Raw genomic sequence first — 13,800 nt, 5'->3', positions numbered from 1 at the left:
CTTTGTAGCTTGGGTGAAGGCGCAAACTGTAACCCGAGTTTTCCTATTAGTGACTCCCCAGGTTTCGCCTCACCAAGGCTTCAAAACATCAAAGCTATATCTTTAAATATTGTCGAGCTGAACTGGCCAAAGATGATAAAAATGATGTACTGGCCCATTTCCCAGGCCAACACTTTGTTCTTTTGCGGCATGTATGGCATGGAATAAATAATTTTTTGCAATGCGACACGAGGTAATTAAATCAATATTTTGAGCAAGACAGGCTGTTATTGCTGCCGAAAGAGTGCACCCAGTTCCATGGGTGTTTTTAGAGTTAATTCTTGGGTTTGTAAACCAATGAATGTCTCCATTTGTTCCCATTAATAAATCATTCGATTCTGGAGATTGTAGATGTCCCCCTTTGAGCAAGACATATTTGGAACCAAATTCAAGTAGTTTATTACCAACATCCAACATTTCTTCTTCGTTCGTCGCATTTATCCCGGTAAACGCAGCAGCTTCAGGGAGATTCGGAGTAATTAGTGTAGCAAGTGGCATCAGCTGAGTAATTAACGAACTTACAGCTTCTGGTAATAGTAAAGGATCACCACTTTTAGCGACAGTTACAGGATCAATAACAATGGGAATATCAATTGCTTTTCTTTTAAGAAATGAAGAAACCAGCTCAATTATCTCGCTATTAAAGAGCATACCAAGTTTTATGCCGTCGGGTTTGATGTCATCAAACAGGACATTAAGCTGATCGTCTATAGCTTGTAAAGGTATATTGTAGCAGTGCTTAACGCCAGATGTGTTTTGTACAGGTAAGGCTGTAAGAACAGTCATTCCATAACACCCTAAAGCGGAAAAGGTTTTTAGATCCGCCTGAATTCCCGCACCACCAGAACCATCAAATCCTGCTATGGATAAAGCTTTATACTGCATCTTGTGATACCCTCTCAATGGTTTGTGACATCAAAGACCAGTCAGGATGAAACAGATTGTCGATAAATACTTGTTTGAAAGAGGCGGGGGCTTTTGCTTGCTCATGAGCTAATTGCCCGCATAAACCAAAATAAGCAGTTGCTTGCAGCGCTGCTTGAAAATAATCAGAATGACATGCAATAAATGCACTAAGAACAGCAGTCATGGTACAACCCATTCCTGTGATAAGTGGCATAAAACTCGAGCCAAAGGGCAGTATTTTATTCTGCACGCCATTCGTTATAAAATCTTTAGGCCCGCTCACTACAATCGTTGTCTGTGATTGTGCCAACAAGTGTGCACTTTGGATGGCAGTAGTTACTGAATCAGCGCTTTCAACACCTTTTGTCATTCCATTTGAACCTGCTAATGAAATGATTTCACTTGCATTTCCTCTGATAATTTGGGCATAAGGAAGTAATTTCATTGCTGAGGAAGTACGGAGTGTGCTTGCGCCGGCGCCAACAGGATCAAGAATTAATGGTTTACCTATAGAGTTTGCAATCTGAGCTGCGAATAGGGCTCTTTCCATAAATGGATCATTTAGAGTACCTATGTTGACATATATGGCTTGGCTAAGATGGACTAATTCTTCAATTTCTTCTCGAGACTCAGACATAAGTGGTGCCGCACCTATAGCCAATAGGCTATTCGCCATAAAATCCATAGTGACGTAATTGGTTAGGCAAAGGATCAAGGGCTTTTGTTTCTTTAATAAGCTGACAGTAGATTGTATCTGAGCGAGCATGGCGGGTCCTGATGGTTATACTGCACGGAATAGTAGAAGCCACGAAGTATAGATCGGAAACTTACCACGCTGCAATTTTCTGTTCTGGATTCAAAGAGCATTCTTCAGATATAGAACCATCATTACATACAACGAATCCTGTTATGCTGTAGGTAGTAACAGGGCCACCTTTCCATAAGCAGCAACCTCGAAATAGTTGCAAATCCATTACTGCGTGTGGTGTGCAATAACATGCTGAGTAAAAACCATTTTTACACACAAGCCGTCCTGCTGAAGAATCACAATAACTAATTCCACCCATGTTACTGCAACAGCCTTGTACATAAAATTGAGTTGTACCACCAGCATATGTGGGTGAGATCAGAATACTTAATATACTTGCGTAAAAAAAAGCTTTAAGTGATTGCATCTTGATTTCTCGAGTTATTTTTCTTTTTCTACGTTTAGAATAGCATAGAGCCTATTTACATTTCTACTGTCTTGACCAAGCTGGTACTGATTTTCTATGTCCCAAGGCTGTATCCGTCAGTCCCGTATGTGTTAGGTAGGCAGGGCTGTCAGCCCCGCGTTTGCTGCTTATCCATTGCTCCGAAGAAAGAAATATATTGGTGTTGTTACATTCTGGGCTTAGCAGCCCAGCCTACCTTTATTTAGCTTTAATGATTTAAAAATAATTAGATAAAACGATTAGCAAGTAATTGGGGTAAAGCCTAAATAAATAACTAACGGCTAAACCAGCTAGAAGGCCAAACAGATGGGATTCCCACGATACACCTTTTTCTTTAGGGAAAATTCCAAAGAAAATACCAGCAAAATAATAGACGCTGATGATACCTAAAATTATGGTAGTTAATGTACCCGTTTGGTAGATATTACTCACTAAAAATCCCCAATAACCAGTAATGAGGCCACTAGCTCCTACATGTAATCCTGGTTTAGCAAAGCACCAAATAGCAATTCCACTTAAAATAGTAATCATTACCGTAACAACTATGAAATAACCAAGCCCATTAATCAAAATGAAATTACTTAAAACCACTAAGGGGATTGAATTAAAAAAAATGTGATTGAAATTTGCATGCAAGAGTGGGGCAAATATAATGCCAGGCAAACCACGGATATGTCTTGGGATAATACCCAGTAATAATATTTTTCTGTAAACTATACTTACCAAAAAGAAAAACCAGGGTATTAGCAAAACGATTCCCAATATAGGAATGTTATTTTTAGTCTGGCTAATAATGAAGCTAAAACTGTTGTTTAATTCTTCAAGCATTTTTTACTCGTTTATTTGAGTGATTTCGCAAGTTAAATTTCCTTGTGCCAAAAGCACCTCGATAGAGTCACCAATAGTGACTTGTTGGCTGGAAAACAACACCTTATTTTTTTTCGTTGCAATTGCATATCCTCTATCCAGTGTAGCCAAGGGGCTGACCGCATGCAAGGTAGATAATTGCGTTCTTAATTGGTATTTCAGCTGATTCATTTTATTGTGCATGTGCTGAATTAATTCTGCGGTGATTTTTTGTAAAAGTATCTGAGTTTGCCTAATTTGTGTTTTGGGATTGTGGGCATTCAGATGATTGATGCACAGATGCAATTGATGCGTTTTTTGTTTGATAATAGAAACCATATGAGCAATTAATTGTCGCTCCAGATAGTCGGACGTTTGCCAGTAACTGGCAATGGCTTTTTGTGGTGAGGATATTTTGTCAATTAAATGGTGTAATTTGATTTGTTCTTTTTGCATCAATCGATGCATTGCTTCATACATCCGTGAGATGCAGTGATTTAATAATTTAAGTAACTCATTACAATCAGGAGTTACTGCTGTCGCAGCTGCTGTAGGAGTTTCTGCTCGATAATCGGCTACAAAGTCAGCAATTGTAAAATCTGTTTCATGGCCCACTCCAGATACGATAGGGATTGAGCTCATAGCAATATGACGAGCTAACTGCTCATCATTAAATGCCCAGAGATCTTCAATACTTCCTCCACCACGGGCAAGAAGAAGCACATCACATCGCTTTTCCTTATTGGCCTGTTGTACTGCTTTAATTAGCTGCTGTGCTGCACCAGCACCTTGAACTTCGCTAGGATAAATCAAAACATTTGCAATGGGGAATCGTCGAGCAAGAGTAGATAATATATCGCGGATTGCGGCTCCAGTCGTTGACGTGATTATTCCGATGACTCGAGGCATGACTGGAATGGCGCTTTTTTTTGCTGCATCAAATAAACCCTCTGCTGCAAGTTTATTTTTTAACTCTTCAAAACGTTGGTAGAGTGCCCCCAAACCTGCCTCAGTAATTTGTTCCACGATCAATTGATAATCGCCGCGTGCTTCATAAAGACTTAATCGCCCACTGGCAACTATATGTTGTCCATCAGTTAATTTGCTTGCATGTCCATTGATATTACGGTTTTTAAAGTAAACGCAACGGATTTGGGCATTGCTGTCTTTTAGAGTAAAGTAAAAATGTCCGGATGCGGGTTTACTCAAATTAGAGAGCTCTCCCTCAACCGAAACTATCCCCAGTTCGTTTTCAAGATAGCTTTTTACTTGTCGATTAAGTTGCGTGACAGTGAGAATTATTCTGTGTTTTTCCATGATAAATTAAGATGTTCCCATAAAATAACAAAAAGTTAGAGAACAATCCTTGGATGTAGATTAAATATTAAACACAAAAAGGAGGTTCTATCTATGATGCAGATTACCAAAATTCATCGCACACTTACAGCATGAAAGACTGAACTTCATGCATGCGCCATCTTGGCAAACCTTCTAAGAATAGGCTATGATCTTTCATCTAAAAAATAAGAATAAAATAAAATGAACTTTTTTGAAAATAGAAAATTAGGTGTCTTCAGCTCATTTTTGTTTTTACTCATCGCAATAAGCATGACTGGCTGTGTTGATTTATCGGGTGGTAGAGCCTCTGAGAAAAGGCCAATCCCCAAGACTGCTCAGTCTGTGTTTCCTAAATCTACGTCTCAGAAATCAGTGAAAACAGCAAAAACAGTGAAGGTGAGTAAGTCGCAACCCTATCATGGCGAAGTACATACTATGTTAGGTGGGCTAGGACTGTTTAGTACGGGTATGCGCACACTTAGTGGTACTGTTGTTGAAGAATGTAATATACCAGCTCCTAGCGATATGTGGTATAACGCAGGTGATGTGACACGTTCCATTGTTGCTTATTATCAAAAACATAAGCAGCATAGACCAATTATTCTAGTAGGGCATTCTTTGGGAGCTAACGAGCAAATTAAAGTAGCTCGCAATCTGGATAAATTAGGTATTTCTGTGGACTTATTGGTTACTGTTGATGCTGTATCTCAAACAATTGTACCGCCTAATGTAAAGCATGCGATGAATTTTTATAAACCTGGCTTTGTACCCATGTTTAGTGGTTTGAAGCTCAGAGCTGTCAATCCAGAACAAACGCGTATTGACAATATCAATGTGACTACGATAAAAGGCATTCAAGTGAATCATTTCACTATTGATAAAGATCCTGTAGTACAAGCAATGATTATGGATGAAGTGAAAAAGGTGTCGAGTAATGCAAATAAAGCAAAAGGGTAAAAACGACTGTCCTCGTGTCTGTGTGATTGGAGCAGGGCCCAGTGGGCTTGCTGCAATTAAAAATTTGCAAGAACAGGGAGTAACTGATATCACCGTATTTGAAAAAAACAATCAAATCGGTGGTAATTGGGTATATAGTGAAGAAAATAATCATGCCAGTATTTATGAGACCACACACATTATCAGCTCTAAGCGTTGGTCTGAGTTTGAAGATTTTCCTATGCCGGCGCATTTCCCCGACTATCCGTCACATGCTTTAGTTTTAGACTATTTCAAAAGCTATGCAAATCATTTTGATTTGACTAAATACATACGTTTTAATACCAATGTGTCAAAGGTAAAACAGACGGACCAAGGCCAATGGCAAGTTATTTTTGAAAATGATCAAGGTACTCACGAAGAGTATTTCGATTATTTGTTAGTTGCTAATGGCCATCATTGGGATCCTTTTATGCCAGAATACCCAGGTCAATTTTCTGGGCAATTGCTTCATTCTCATCAATACAAAAAAGCCTCCATTTTTAAGGACCAGCGTGTTTTGGTAGTTGGCGGTGGAAATTCTGCTTGTGATATCGCTGTAGAGATAGCACGCATTTCTCCAAAAACCTGTATCAGTATGCGCAGAGGTTATAATATTTTCCCTAAATTTGTTTTTGGTAAACCAACTGATGATGCTGTGGCTAAAATCAGATGGATGCCTTCTTGGTTAAGACAGAAAGTTTTAAGTTTTTTTATTCGAATTCTGCAAGGACGATATGCCAAATACAAATTAATGAAACCTGATTGCGGACCTTTAGAAATCCATCCGACTATTAATTCAGAGTTGCTTTATTTTATTCGGCATGGAGAAATTTTTCCTCGCCCGGGAATTTCTCATTTCGAAGGAAGTCGAGTTTATTTTACTCATGGCGATTCTGAAGAGTTTGATACTGTAATTTTCGCTACAGGCTATAAAATCAGCTTCCCATTTATTGATAAAGAAATTGCTGATTTTAGTAACTCGACCAAAATCCCACTTTATCGAAAAATGATGCATCCAGACTATGATAATTTATATTTTATCGGTTTGTGTCAACCTCAAGGATGTATTTGGCCGCTTGCGGATTATCAGTCAAAAATAGTCGCACGTATTATTATGGGCACTTTAAAACGACCTGATAAATTGCACGACAAAGTACTTCAAGAAATGGATAAACCCCATTATCGATTTAAATCACATATACGACACGCCGTAGAGGTGGATTATCATAAATTCCGTCGAGAGTTGTTGGATATGTTAGAAGCATGATTGAGTAATTGTAGCCTGGGTGCAGCGAAGCGAAACCCGGGTTATTCTGTCGTCATCCCTCGCTATATTCGGGATTGTATGTGTTAGGTTATTCGTTGATGAATAAGCAAGTGTAGCAAGTGTAGGCTGGGCTGTTAAGCCCAGCGTTTGCTGAGCTAACTCCTATTCTGCAAAATGTCCATGATCTCATACATTGGCATTATTACATGCTGGGCTTAGCAGCCCAGCATGCACTTACCCCCTTGATTCTTGACGCTTCATGAGTGCACACATTAATTTTTCAATATTGGTAACATGCGGCTTTTCTTGCAATATCATTGCCTGGGTTCGCTCTTCACAATATCCCTTTACTTCCTTATCTGGAAAAATATAGAACTTTTTTTGCCCTACTTCATGAACTATATGTTCGGCAATATCGATGGCGGATCGTGAATGCGATAAAAGTGACTTTAATGCCTCATGAAAAGAAGAGTTAGTACTGGAGTTATGTGATAAAAGGGCTGTATCAGTAAAGGATGGAAACACTACTGAAACATCGACAGGTTTTTCTTGACGTATCAGATCAAAATGCAAGGATTCAGATAAAGCAAGTACTGCATGTTTTGACATCGCATAAGCAGCAGTTTGTGAACCTGTGCACAAAGCATATAAACTCGCTATATTGATAATATGTGAGTGGAATGTTTGGCGAAATAAGACAGGAGTAAATGCTTGAATGATATGAATCATTCCATATAGATTCACATCCATAACTTTTTGGAGCTGCTCGTGTGATAAGTCCCAGATAGGGGCTAATTGACCGATAATACCTGCATTATTATAAATCCAATCAACACGTCCCAACTGATCCACAATCTGTTTTACCAGCTGCGTCACTTCATTGGGTTGCGTCACGTCGCAAGAAATTTCCAGAATTTTTTCTGGAAATAGGGCCAATAATCGTTTGGCTTCCTGCTTGAGTTTTATACTGTCTTTATCCACCATCACTACAGTATTACCCCGTTGTAAATTGACTTGGCATAATGCTAAGCCAATTCCATTTGCAGCCCCGGTAATTACAGCGACATTCATTTTTTTTCCTTTTGCTATAATGTTTTATAAATACTACAAACATAAGGGTGCTATTTTGAAAAACGGTGACGAAATACCTGAACCTTATGAGTTTCCTGATAAGCCTGATGAGTATCCATCAGAGCCAGAACCTTATGAGCCAGATGACCCTGGTGCTCCTGAGCCTGAGCCTTCACAACCCTCTGAGCCGAATTGGGAGTAGCCAGGCAACAAGATACTCGAATCACGTTAATTCCCATTTATCAGCTGATCTAGGGCATTCCCTATATCTTTTGCCCTCATTAAACTTTCTCCAATAAGAAATGTATTAATTCCATGAGCTTGCATCAAATTTATATCTGCACGTGTATTTATACCACTTTCAGTAATGATTATTCTGTCTTGAGGAATGTATTGTTTTAACTGGATACTGAGTTGAATGTCTGTCTTAAACGTATGAAGACTACGATTATTAATACCTATTAATGGTGTAGGTAAACGTAGTGCACGCTCCAATTCTTCTTCGTTATGGCTTTCTACAAGTACAGCCATTTTCAGTTCATGCGCTAATTGGCAAAAATCAGTTAATTGGACATCATCAAGGAGGGCAACAATCAGTAAGATACAGTCTGCGCCTAATGCCTGGCTTTCATAAACTTGATAGGGATCAATAATGAAGTCTTTGCGCAGTATTGGTAATGCACAATGATTTTTTGCTTGCACTAAATAATCTGGATGGCCTTGAAAAAAATCAATATCAGTAAGTACAGAAAGACAACGTGCACCATGTTCCGCATAGATTGCTGCAATTTCTTTTACATTAAAATCTTCTCTGATTAACCCTTTGCTCGGGGAGGCACGTTTAATTTCTGCAATAATTGCTGGAGTTTGCTCAGAGGCTAACGCAGCAACAAAATCACGCTGCTCCATAATAGGCTGTTGTACCAATAAACTTAGGGGTTTATCTTTTTTGGCAAGAGCAATTTCTTCTTGTTTGCGTTCGGCAATACGATGTAACACACTATTCATGATGCGATTTCTTTATTTAAAGTTTGAGTTAATTGGCTAAGTTGAGTAAAACATTGGCTGGCTTTACCGCTATCTATTGCGATTTTAGCTTGCTCCAATGCCTCTTCAAAAGAAGTATTTTCATGAGCACAGTAAATTGCAGCAGCAGCATTCAACAAAACCATATCACGCGCGGCTCCTTGCTTTCCAGAAAATACTTCTTGGATTAATTCTAAACTTTGGCGTGGCGAATCAACCATAACCTCATCTAAAGAATGGTGTTTGATGCCATAGTTTTGAGGATGAATTACCCAATGATTAAAAGTTCCTTCACGATACTCAATGACTTCTGTAGGCGCTGCGATACTGATTTCATCTAAGCCATCTTGGGAGCTTACTACTAAGGCTCTTTCACTCCCCAAGTGAGCAAGAACTGATGCTAAAGGTTTTTGCCAAGTTGTTGAAAATACACCCACAACCTGTTTCTTTACACGAGCAGGATTTATAAGAGGGCCAAGCAAATTGAACAATGTTCTAATACCTAATTGTTGACGTGCTGTGCGCGCATATTGCATGGCAGGGTGGTAGTGGGGGGCAAATAAAAATGCCAAACCACATTGTTGAATACACGTTTTTATTTGTTGATCAGTTAGGTTCAAAACAAAACCCGCCTGCTCCAATAGGTCTGCGCTACCACTACGACTCGAGACAGAGCGATTGCCATGTTTTGCTACCGAGAATCCTGCTGCTGCTACTACAAAGCTACATGCCGTAGATACATTAAACGTATTTTTTCCGTCACCGCCTGTGCCAACTATATCAATTAGATTGGAGCCTAGTTCGATATTATGGGCTAATTGTTGCATGATTTCAGCTGCAGCAATTAATTCATCTGTTGTTTCGCCTTTCATGCGCATGAGTGCTAAAAATGTTGCGATTTGCGCGTCATTGTATTCACCTGACATACATGCATGAATGACGGTATGCATTTGTTCTGGGCTTAAATTCTTTTTTGCGATCAAGTGTTCAAACAGCAGACTGGGTTTCATATTGTAAGAAATTCTCTAATAATTGCAGCCCATATTGGCTTAATATTGCTTCTGGATGGAATTGTAGACCAAAAACAGGGTATTGACGATGTGAAATTGCCATAATTGTATTATTTGCCCATGCATCGATAGTCAAACATTCTGGAAGGCTGTCATTTTCTACTGCTAAGGAATGATAGCGGGTTGCCTTAAAGTGGTTCGGAATATTTTTAAAAATTCCTTGTTGGTTATGTACTATAGCAGATGTTTTTCCATGCATTATTTCTGGGGCGGGTATTATGCGGCCACCAAAAACCTGAGCAATACTTTGGTGCCCAAGGCAAATACCTAATATAGGAATAGTTCGATAAAATGTCTGAATTGCCTCCATAGAAATGCCCGCATCATTGGGGGCTTTGGGACCTGGGGAGATAACTAAATGTGCCGGAGCAAGGTTTTTTATTTGGCTTATGCTAATTTGATCGTGAGTATAAACCAATACTTCCTGATTAAGGCATTGGAAATATTGTACCAGATTGTAGGTAAATGAGTCATAATTGTCGATAATGAGTAGCATATTAAATCAAAAGGTTAATCAATTAGTGTAGCTCGGGTGTAGCGTAGCGAAACCCATTTATGTGCCACAAGCTTCCCGGGTTACGGACACCCAGGCTAAAAAATATCTAGGCTATAAATTACCCGCACTGCAGTTTTATTACAAAGTAAATTCTTCGCCTAAATAAACTGCCCTGACTTGTTGATTGGCCAGTATAATCTCGGGGGTTCCTTCGCACAAGATTTTTCCTTGACTGACTATATAAGCTCGTTCACATATATCCAAGGTTTCTCTCACATTATGATCAGTGATTAAAATGCCAATACCTTTATTACACAAATGTTGAATGATTTTTTTTATATCAAGAACCGAAATAGGGTCGACTCCGGCAAAGGGTTCATCAAGAAGAATGAAGGATGGTTCTATAGCTAAGGCTCTCGCAATTTCAACACGGCGTCGCTCTCCACCAGATAATGCCATACCTAGGCTTTTTTCCAGATGTGTAATATGAAATTCTTGGAGCAGTAAATCCAGTTTTTCTTCACGAGCCTGATCATTTAAATCTGATCTAAGCTCCAAAATGGCCATGATGTTCTCTGCAACAGTAAGTTTACGGAAAACAGAAGCCTCTTGGGGGAGATAGCTGATACCTAAACGTGCTCTTTGATGCATCGCACTTGCTGTTATGTCTTGGTCAGCTAAGAGAATTTGTCCTTCATCGCAAGATTGCAAACCTACTATCATATAAAAGCAAGTTGTTTTCCCAGCACCATTAGGGCCTAGCAGGCCGACGCATTCACCTTTTTTTATGTGGATGCTGATGCCATTAACTACCGTTCGCGATTTAAATGATTTTTTTAGATTTCGCGCTTCAAGGATGCTCATGATGATTTCTTTTCTGGATAATAAATAATAGTGATTCTTTGACTTTCATTACCTTGAGACAGAACATGTTGTTTTTCAGTATCATAACTTATTTTTGCAGCAGAAAAAGAGTTTTCTCCTTGCTCTACGCGAGCATTTCCTATTAACTCAATTAAATGACGTAATGGATAATAACGAATAGTGTCTGCATAAGCATGTACTGGTGGTTTGTTAGGGTCTGTTATGGTCCAATAGTGCGCCTGTTTCCCAGTTACTCCATTAGCTATAGCAAGAACGAGTTGATTTTTTTCATTGCCTAGAGTCACTGCTTTTTCGGCCTGCAAATTGGTTGTTCCTTGTACTAATTCAACATTACCAGTATAAGTTCCTTTATGTTCTTGTTGACTTAGATTAGCCGAATTGGCCATGACATGCATGACTTTTTCTTTATCCTCTGCCAGAGCATACACAACAGAAGAGGTGAGCATGAAAAGAAAGATCAAACTGTAGTTAACCATTTGCTGGAACATAACTTCCTCTTGCTTGGTGGAGTAATTCTACTCTTTTTTCATCAAGGTATGCATTCATTCCAGTCGATTGAATGATGTTTCCTGGCTGCTCATAGGTCACGAGCATATCAGAGCTGGCTTTCTTTTCTTTAGGAAAATAGGTTACTTCTTCTGTTTTTAAAGTACTTTCTTGAGATTTATTTCCTGTTTGTTGACGCACTATGACATTGCCTGTAAAAGTGATTCGTTGACCACCTTCAAATGATTTCGCTTTTTTTGAGCTAATATCCCAAGGTGCTTGTTCTTCCTGGCTTACTATAATATGCGGATTTTCAAATAAATAAACATTACCTTTTTGAATATGTTGCATGGTTGGGGCCGAGAGGATGTTGGCCAGAGTTCCTTGTTGATTAAACTGACGTACGGTGACATTAAAAATAGTCATGTCTACTGAATTTGCTAAAGTTTCCCTATCTAGGCGAATCATGGTTGTTGAATGGCCATAATACCATCCCGAACATGCTAGGATAACCAAGGTAAAAAAAAGCCACATGAGTTGTTTTGCTGCATTCATTATTTTAGATAACCTGCTATAGCAAAATCCATTTTATTTTGTGCATTCAGAATAAGGTCGCATAACTCACGTACAGCTCCACGACCGCCCGGTAGAGTTGTCTGCCACATGGCAATTTCTTTAATTTGATGTACTGCATTGGCAACTGCGACACTCAGACCGACTTGTCGCATAATTGGTGCATCAGGAAGATCGTCGCCAATATAGGCAAAATGCTCATCTTGAAGATTTAATTTATTTTTTAGTTGCTTGTATGTATCTTGCTTATCTAATTGATCTTTATAATAATGAACAATGCCTAATTGCTGCATCCGATGATCGACTACTGCATTGCGTGAACCGGTAATAACAGCGACTTCGATTCCTGCTGTCATGAGCAATTTTAAGCCTACTCCATCTTGAATGTGGAACGTTTTTAGTTCATTAAAGTGATTATCAATATATAGAAGGCCATCAGTTAGCACTCCATCCATATCACAGATTAAGCATTTAATGTTTTTGGCTCGTTCAATTAATTGATTCATTTAAAAAACACCTGCTTTTAATAAATCATGGAGATGAAGCACGGCTGTAGGTCGTTTCTCTTCATCAACGACAATTAATGCAGTGATAGTGTGTTTTTGCATAATTGTCAAAGCTTCTGCGGCAAGCATTCCTTTAGGAATTGTGCGTGCATTACGCGTCATGACTTCTTTAATTGGTGTGGTATTAATGTCATATTGGCGGGTTAAAGTTCGTCGCACATCTCCGTCGGTATAGACTCCAGTCAGATAACCTTTATGGTCAATGACACAGGTCATACCCAATTTTTTGTCTGTTACCTCAATCAAGGCCTCACTTACAGTCGCATTTTCATGAACGAGTGGCAATTGATCTCCATGGTGGCAAAGTTCATCAATGCGCAATAAAAGTCGTTTACCTAGAGAGCCTCCGGGGTGTGATAATGCAAAGTCTTCTTCACTAAACCCTCTGGCTTGTAAAAGCGCAATCGCTAGTGCATCGCCCATAACTAAAGCTACAGTGGTACTGGTTGTTGGCGCAAGACCAAGTGGGCATGCTTCCTGATGAATACTGACATCCAAATTCACATCCGCTGCTTTTGCTAAAGTAGACTCAGAGTTTCCCGTCAGGGTAATGAGAGGCACTTCTAATCGTTTTAATAAAGGAAGCAGGGTTACTAGCTCTAATGTGTTGCCTGAGTGAGAAATCGCGATCACTGTATCTTGTCGGGTTATCATGCCGAGATCCCCATGGCTTGCTTCGCCTGGGTGCATGAAAAATGAAGGGCTGCCAGTGCTGGATAAGGTTGCCGCGATTTTGTTCGCAATATGACCGGATTTTCCCATGCCCGTTACTACAATCCGTCCCTTACAGGCAAGCAATAGTTCGCATGCTTTTTCAAATCGGCTATCAATTCTTTGTGATAGTTCAAAGACAGCTTGTGCTTCGGTTTCAATAACGGCGAGTCCAAGTGTACAAAAATTCATAGGATAATTGATGTTTTTTTGTTTATTTTTCATTCTAACAAAAAAACATTTGAATATATAGGATTAAATACTTCAATTTTGCAATCCAGTTTCAGCACCTCAATATGTACTAACATCCTATTTTTGCCTATTCTTT

17 protein-coding genes are annotated in these 13,800 nt (G+C 39.2%); 3 read left to right on the top strand and 14 right to left on the bottom strand.

Translation table 11 applies throughout. The annotated features are described in order from the left end of the window. Window positions 1-102: 102 nt before the first annotated feature. From thiD to xseA, 5 genes are all read right to left on the bottom strand, one after another. Window positions 103-924 carry a bifunctional hydroxymethylpyrimidine kinase/phosphomethylpyrimidine kinase gene (gene thiD, locus Lste_RS10155; protein WP_058510905.1) on the bottom strand — a complete coding sequence of 274 codons (822 nt, stop codon included), beginning with the start codon at window positions 922-924 and terminating at the stop codon, window positions 103-105. Then, a complete protein-coding gene (gene thiM, locus Lste_RS10150; protein ID WP_058510904.1) occupies window positions 914-1,711 on the bottom strand; it encodes a hydroxyethylthiazole kinase in 798 nt (265 codons plus the stop codon). Before thiM ends, thiD begins: the two co-directional genes overlap by 11 nt. 61 nt (window positions 1,712-1,772) lie before the next feature. Beyond that, complete coding sequence (locus Lste_RS10145) at window positions 1,773-2,120, bottom strand: hypothetical protein (RefSeq protein ID WP_058510903.1); 348 nt, start codon at window positions 2,118-2,120, stop codon at window positions 1,773-1,775. Between the two features lie 255 nt (window positions 2,121-2,375). Beyond that, window positions 2,376-2,987: a rhomboid family intramembrane serine protease gene (locus tag Lste_RS10140; protein ID WP_058510902.1), complete on the bottom strand. Its 612-nt coding sequence runs from the start codon at window positions 2,985-2,987 to the stop codon at window positions 2,376-2,378. Window positions 2,988-2,990: 3 nt separating this feature from the next. Next, window positions 2,991-4,322 (bottom strand): exodeoxyribonuclease VII large subunit, encoded by a 1,332-nt coding sequence (gene xseA / locus Lste_RS10135; RefSeq protein ID WP_058510901.1) that lies wholly within the window; start codon window positions 4,320-4,322, stop codon window positions 2,991-2,993. 222 nt (window positions 4,323-4,544) lie between these two features. Here xseA and Lste_RS10130 point away from each other — a divergent pair, with 222 nt between their 5' ends. After that, complete coding sequence (locus Lste_RS10130) at window positions 4,545-5,300, top strand: thioesterase domain-containing protein (RefSeq protein ID WP_058510900.1); 756 nt, start codon at window positions 4,545-4,547, stop codon at window positions 5,298-5,300. After that, complete coding sequence (locus tag Lste_RS10125) at window positions 5,278-6,588, top strand: flavin-containing monooxygenase (RefSeq protein ID WP_058510899.1); 1,311 nt, start codon at window positions 5,278-5,280, stop codon at window positions 6,586-6,588. The genes Lste_RS10130 and Lste_RS10125 overlap by 23 nt, the downstream gene beginning before the upstream one ends. A 234-nt stretch (window positions 6,589-6,822) precedes the next feature. On the opposite strand, the gene Lste_RS10120 is transcribed toward Lste_RS10125, so the two are convergent. Continuing rightward, entirely contained in the window at window positions 6,823-7,659 is an 837-nt protein-coding gene (locus Lste_RS10120) for an SDR family NAD(P)-dependent oxidoreductase (RefSeq protein ID WP_058510898.1), read from the bottom strand. A gap of 55 nt (window positions 7,660-7,714) precedes the next feature. Between Lste_RS10120 and Lste_RS19400 the strand changes: the two genes are divergently transcribed. Next, on the top strand, window positions 7,715-7,861 hold the full coding sequence (locus tag Lste_RS19400; protein WP_193393398.1) for a hypothetical protein: 147 nt from the start codon (window positions 7,715-7,717) through the stop codon (window positions 7,859-7,861). A 26-nt stretch (window positions 7,862-7,887) separates the two neighbouring features. Here the strand turns inward: Lste_RS19400 and trpC are convergent, their stop codons facing one another. The 8 genes from trpC to Lste_RS10080 form a co-directional block, all read right to left on the bottom strand. Then, window positions 7,888-8,667 carry an indole-3-glycerol phosphate synthase TrpC gene (gene trpC, locus Lste_RS10115; protein ID WP_058510897.1) on the bottom strand — a complete coding sequence of 260 codons (780 nt, stop codon included), beginning with the start codon at window positions 8,665-8,667 and terminating at the stop codon, window positions 7,888-7,890. Further along, a complete protein-coding gene (gene trpD, locus Lste_RS10110; protein WP_058510896.1) occupies window positions 8,664-9,695 on the bottom strand; it encodes an anthranilate phosphoribosyltransferase in 1,032 nt (343 codons plus the stop codon). Before trpD ends, trpC begins: the two co-directional genes overlap by 4 nt. After that, a complete protein-coding gene (locus tag Lste_RS10105; RefSeq protein WP_058510895.1) occupies window positions 9,673-10,251 on the bottom strand; it encodes an anthranilate synthase component II in 579 nt (192 codons plus the stop codon). Before Lste_RS10105 ends, trpD begins: the two co-directional genes overlap by 23 nt. A 138-nt stretch (window positions 10,252-10,389) precedes the next feature. Next, window positions 10,390-11,115: an LPS export ABC transporter ATP-binding protein gene (gene lptB, locus Lste_RS10100; RefSeq protein WP_058510894.1), complete on the bottom strand. Its 726-nt coding sequence runs from the start codon at window positions 11,113-11,115 to the stop codon at window positions 10,390-10,392. After that, window positions 11,112-11,624, bottom strand: a complete 513-nt coding sequence (gene lptA / locus Lste_RS10095) for a lipopolysaccharide transport periplasmic protein LptA (RefSeq protein WP_058510893.1) — start codon at window positions 11,622-11,624, stop codon at window positions 11,112-11,114. The genes lptB and lptA overlap by 4 nt, the downstream gene beginning before the upstream one ends. Next, window positions 11,605-12,177, bottom strand: a complete 573-nt coding sequence (gene lptC / locus Lste_RS10090) for an LPS export ABC transporter periplasmic protein LptC (RefSeq protein ID WP_058510892.1) — start codon at window positions 12,175-12,177, stop codon at window positions 11,605-11,607. Before lptC ends, lptA begins: the two co-directional genes overlap by 20 nt. Continuing rightward, complete coding sequence (gene kdsC, locus Lste_RS10085) at window positions 12,177-12,701, bottom strand: 3-deoxy-manno-octulosonate-8-phosphatase KdsC (RefSeq protein ID WP_058510891.1); 525 nt, start codon at window positions 12,699-12,701, stop codon at window positions 12,177-12,179. Before kdsC ends, lptC begins: the two co-directional genes overlap by 1 nt. Further along, window positions 12,702-13,664, bottom strand: a complete 963-nt coding sequence (locus Lste_RS10080) for a KpsF/GutQ family sugar-phosphate isomerase (protein WP_058511712.1) — start codon at window positions 13,662-13,664, stop codon at window positions 12,702-12,704. Between the last annotated feature and the right edge of the window lie 136 nt (window positions 13,665-13,800).

This window comes from Legionella steelei (assembly GCF_001468005.1).
GTDB classification, from domain to species: Bacteria; Pseudomonadota; Gammaproteobacteria; order Legionellales; family Legionellaceae; genus Legionella; species Legionella steelei.
This window is presented reverse-complemented; position numbering and strand designations above follow the sequence as displayed.

Excerpts from the sequence above, each read along its gene's own strand:
- lptB (WP_058510894.1), bottom strand. The coding sequence starts at position 11,115 with ATGAGCATCCTTGAAGCGCGAAATCTAAAAAAATCATTTAAATCGCGA.
- kdsC (WP_058510891.1), bottom strand. The coding sequence starts at position 12,701 with ATGAATCAATTAATTGAACGAGCCAAAAACATTAAATGCTTAATCTGT.
- Lste_RS10105 (WP_058510895.1), bottom strand. The coding sequence starts at position 10,251 with ATGCTACTCATTATCGACAATTATGACTCATTTACCTACAATCTGGTA.
- lptA (WP_058510893.1), bottom strand. The coding sequence starts at position 11,624 with ATGTTCCAGCAAATGGTTAACTACAGTTTGATCTTTCTTTTCATGCTC.
- Lste_RS10145 (WP_058510903.1), bottom strand. The coding sequence starts at position 2,120 with ATGCAATCACTTAAAGCTTTTTTTTACGCAAGTATATTAAGTATTCTG.
- Lste_RS10130 (WP_058510900.1), top strand. The coding sequence starts at position 4,545 with ATGAACTTTTTTGAAAATAGAAAATTAGGTGTCTTCAGCTCATTTTTG.
- trpC (WP_058510897.1), bottom strand. The coding sequence starts at position 8,667 with ATGAATAGTGTGTTACATCGTATTGCCGAACGCAAACAAGAAGAAATT.
- xseA (WP_058510901.1), bottom strand. The coding sequence starts at position 4,322 with ATGGAAAAACACAGAATAATTCTCACTGTCACGCAACTTAATCGACAA.
- Lste_RS10120 (WP_058510898.1), bottom strand. The coding sequence starts at position 7,659 with ATGAATGTCGCTGTAATTACCGGGGCTGCAAATGGAATTGGCTTAGCA.
- Lste_RS10125 (WP_058510899.1), top strand. The coding sequence starts at position 5,278 with ATGCAAATAAAGCAAAAGGGTAAAAACGACTGTCCTCGTGTCTGTGTG.
- lptC (WP_058510892.1), bottom strand. The coding sequence starts at position 12,177 with ATGAATGCAGCAAAACAACTCATGTGGCTTTTTTTTACCTTGGTTATC.
- Lste_RS10080 (WP_058511712.1), bottom strand. The coding sequence starts at position 13,664 with ATGAATTTTTGTACACTTGGACTCGCCGTTATTGAAACCGAAGCACAA.
- Lste_RS10140 (WP_058510902.1), bottom strand. The coding sequence starts at position 2,987 with ATGCTTGAAGAATTAAACAACAGTTTTAGCTTCATTATTAGCCAGACT.
- thiD (WP_058510905.1), bottom strand. The coding sequence starts at position 924 with ATGCAGTATAAAGCTTTATCCATAGCAGGATTTGATGGTTCTGGTGGT.
- trpD (WP_058510896.1), bottom strand. The coding sequence starts at position 9,695 with ATGAAACCCAGTCTGCTGTTTGAACACTTGATCGCAAAAAAGAATTTA.
- thiM (WP_058510904.1), bottom strand. The coding sequence starts at position 1,711 with ATGCTCGCTCAGATACAATCTACTGTCAGCTTATTAAAGAAACAAAAG.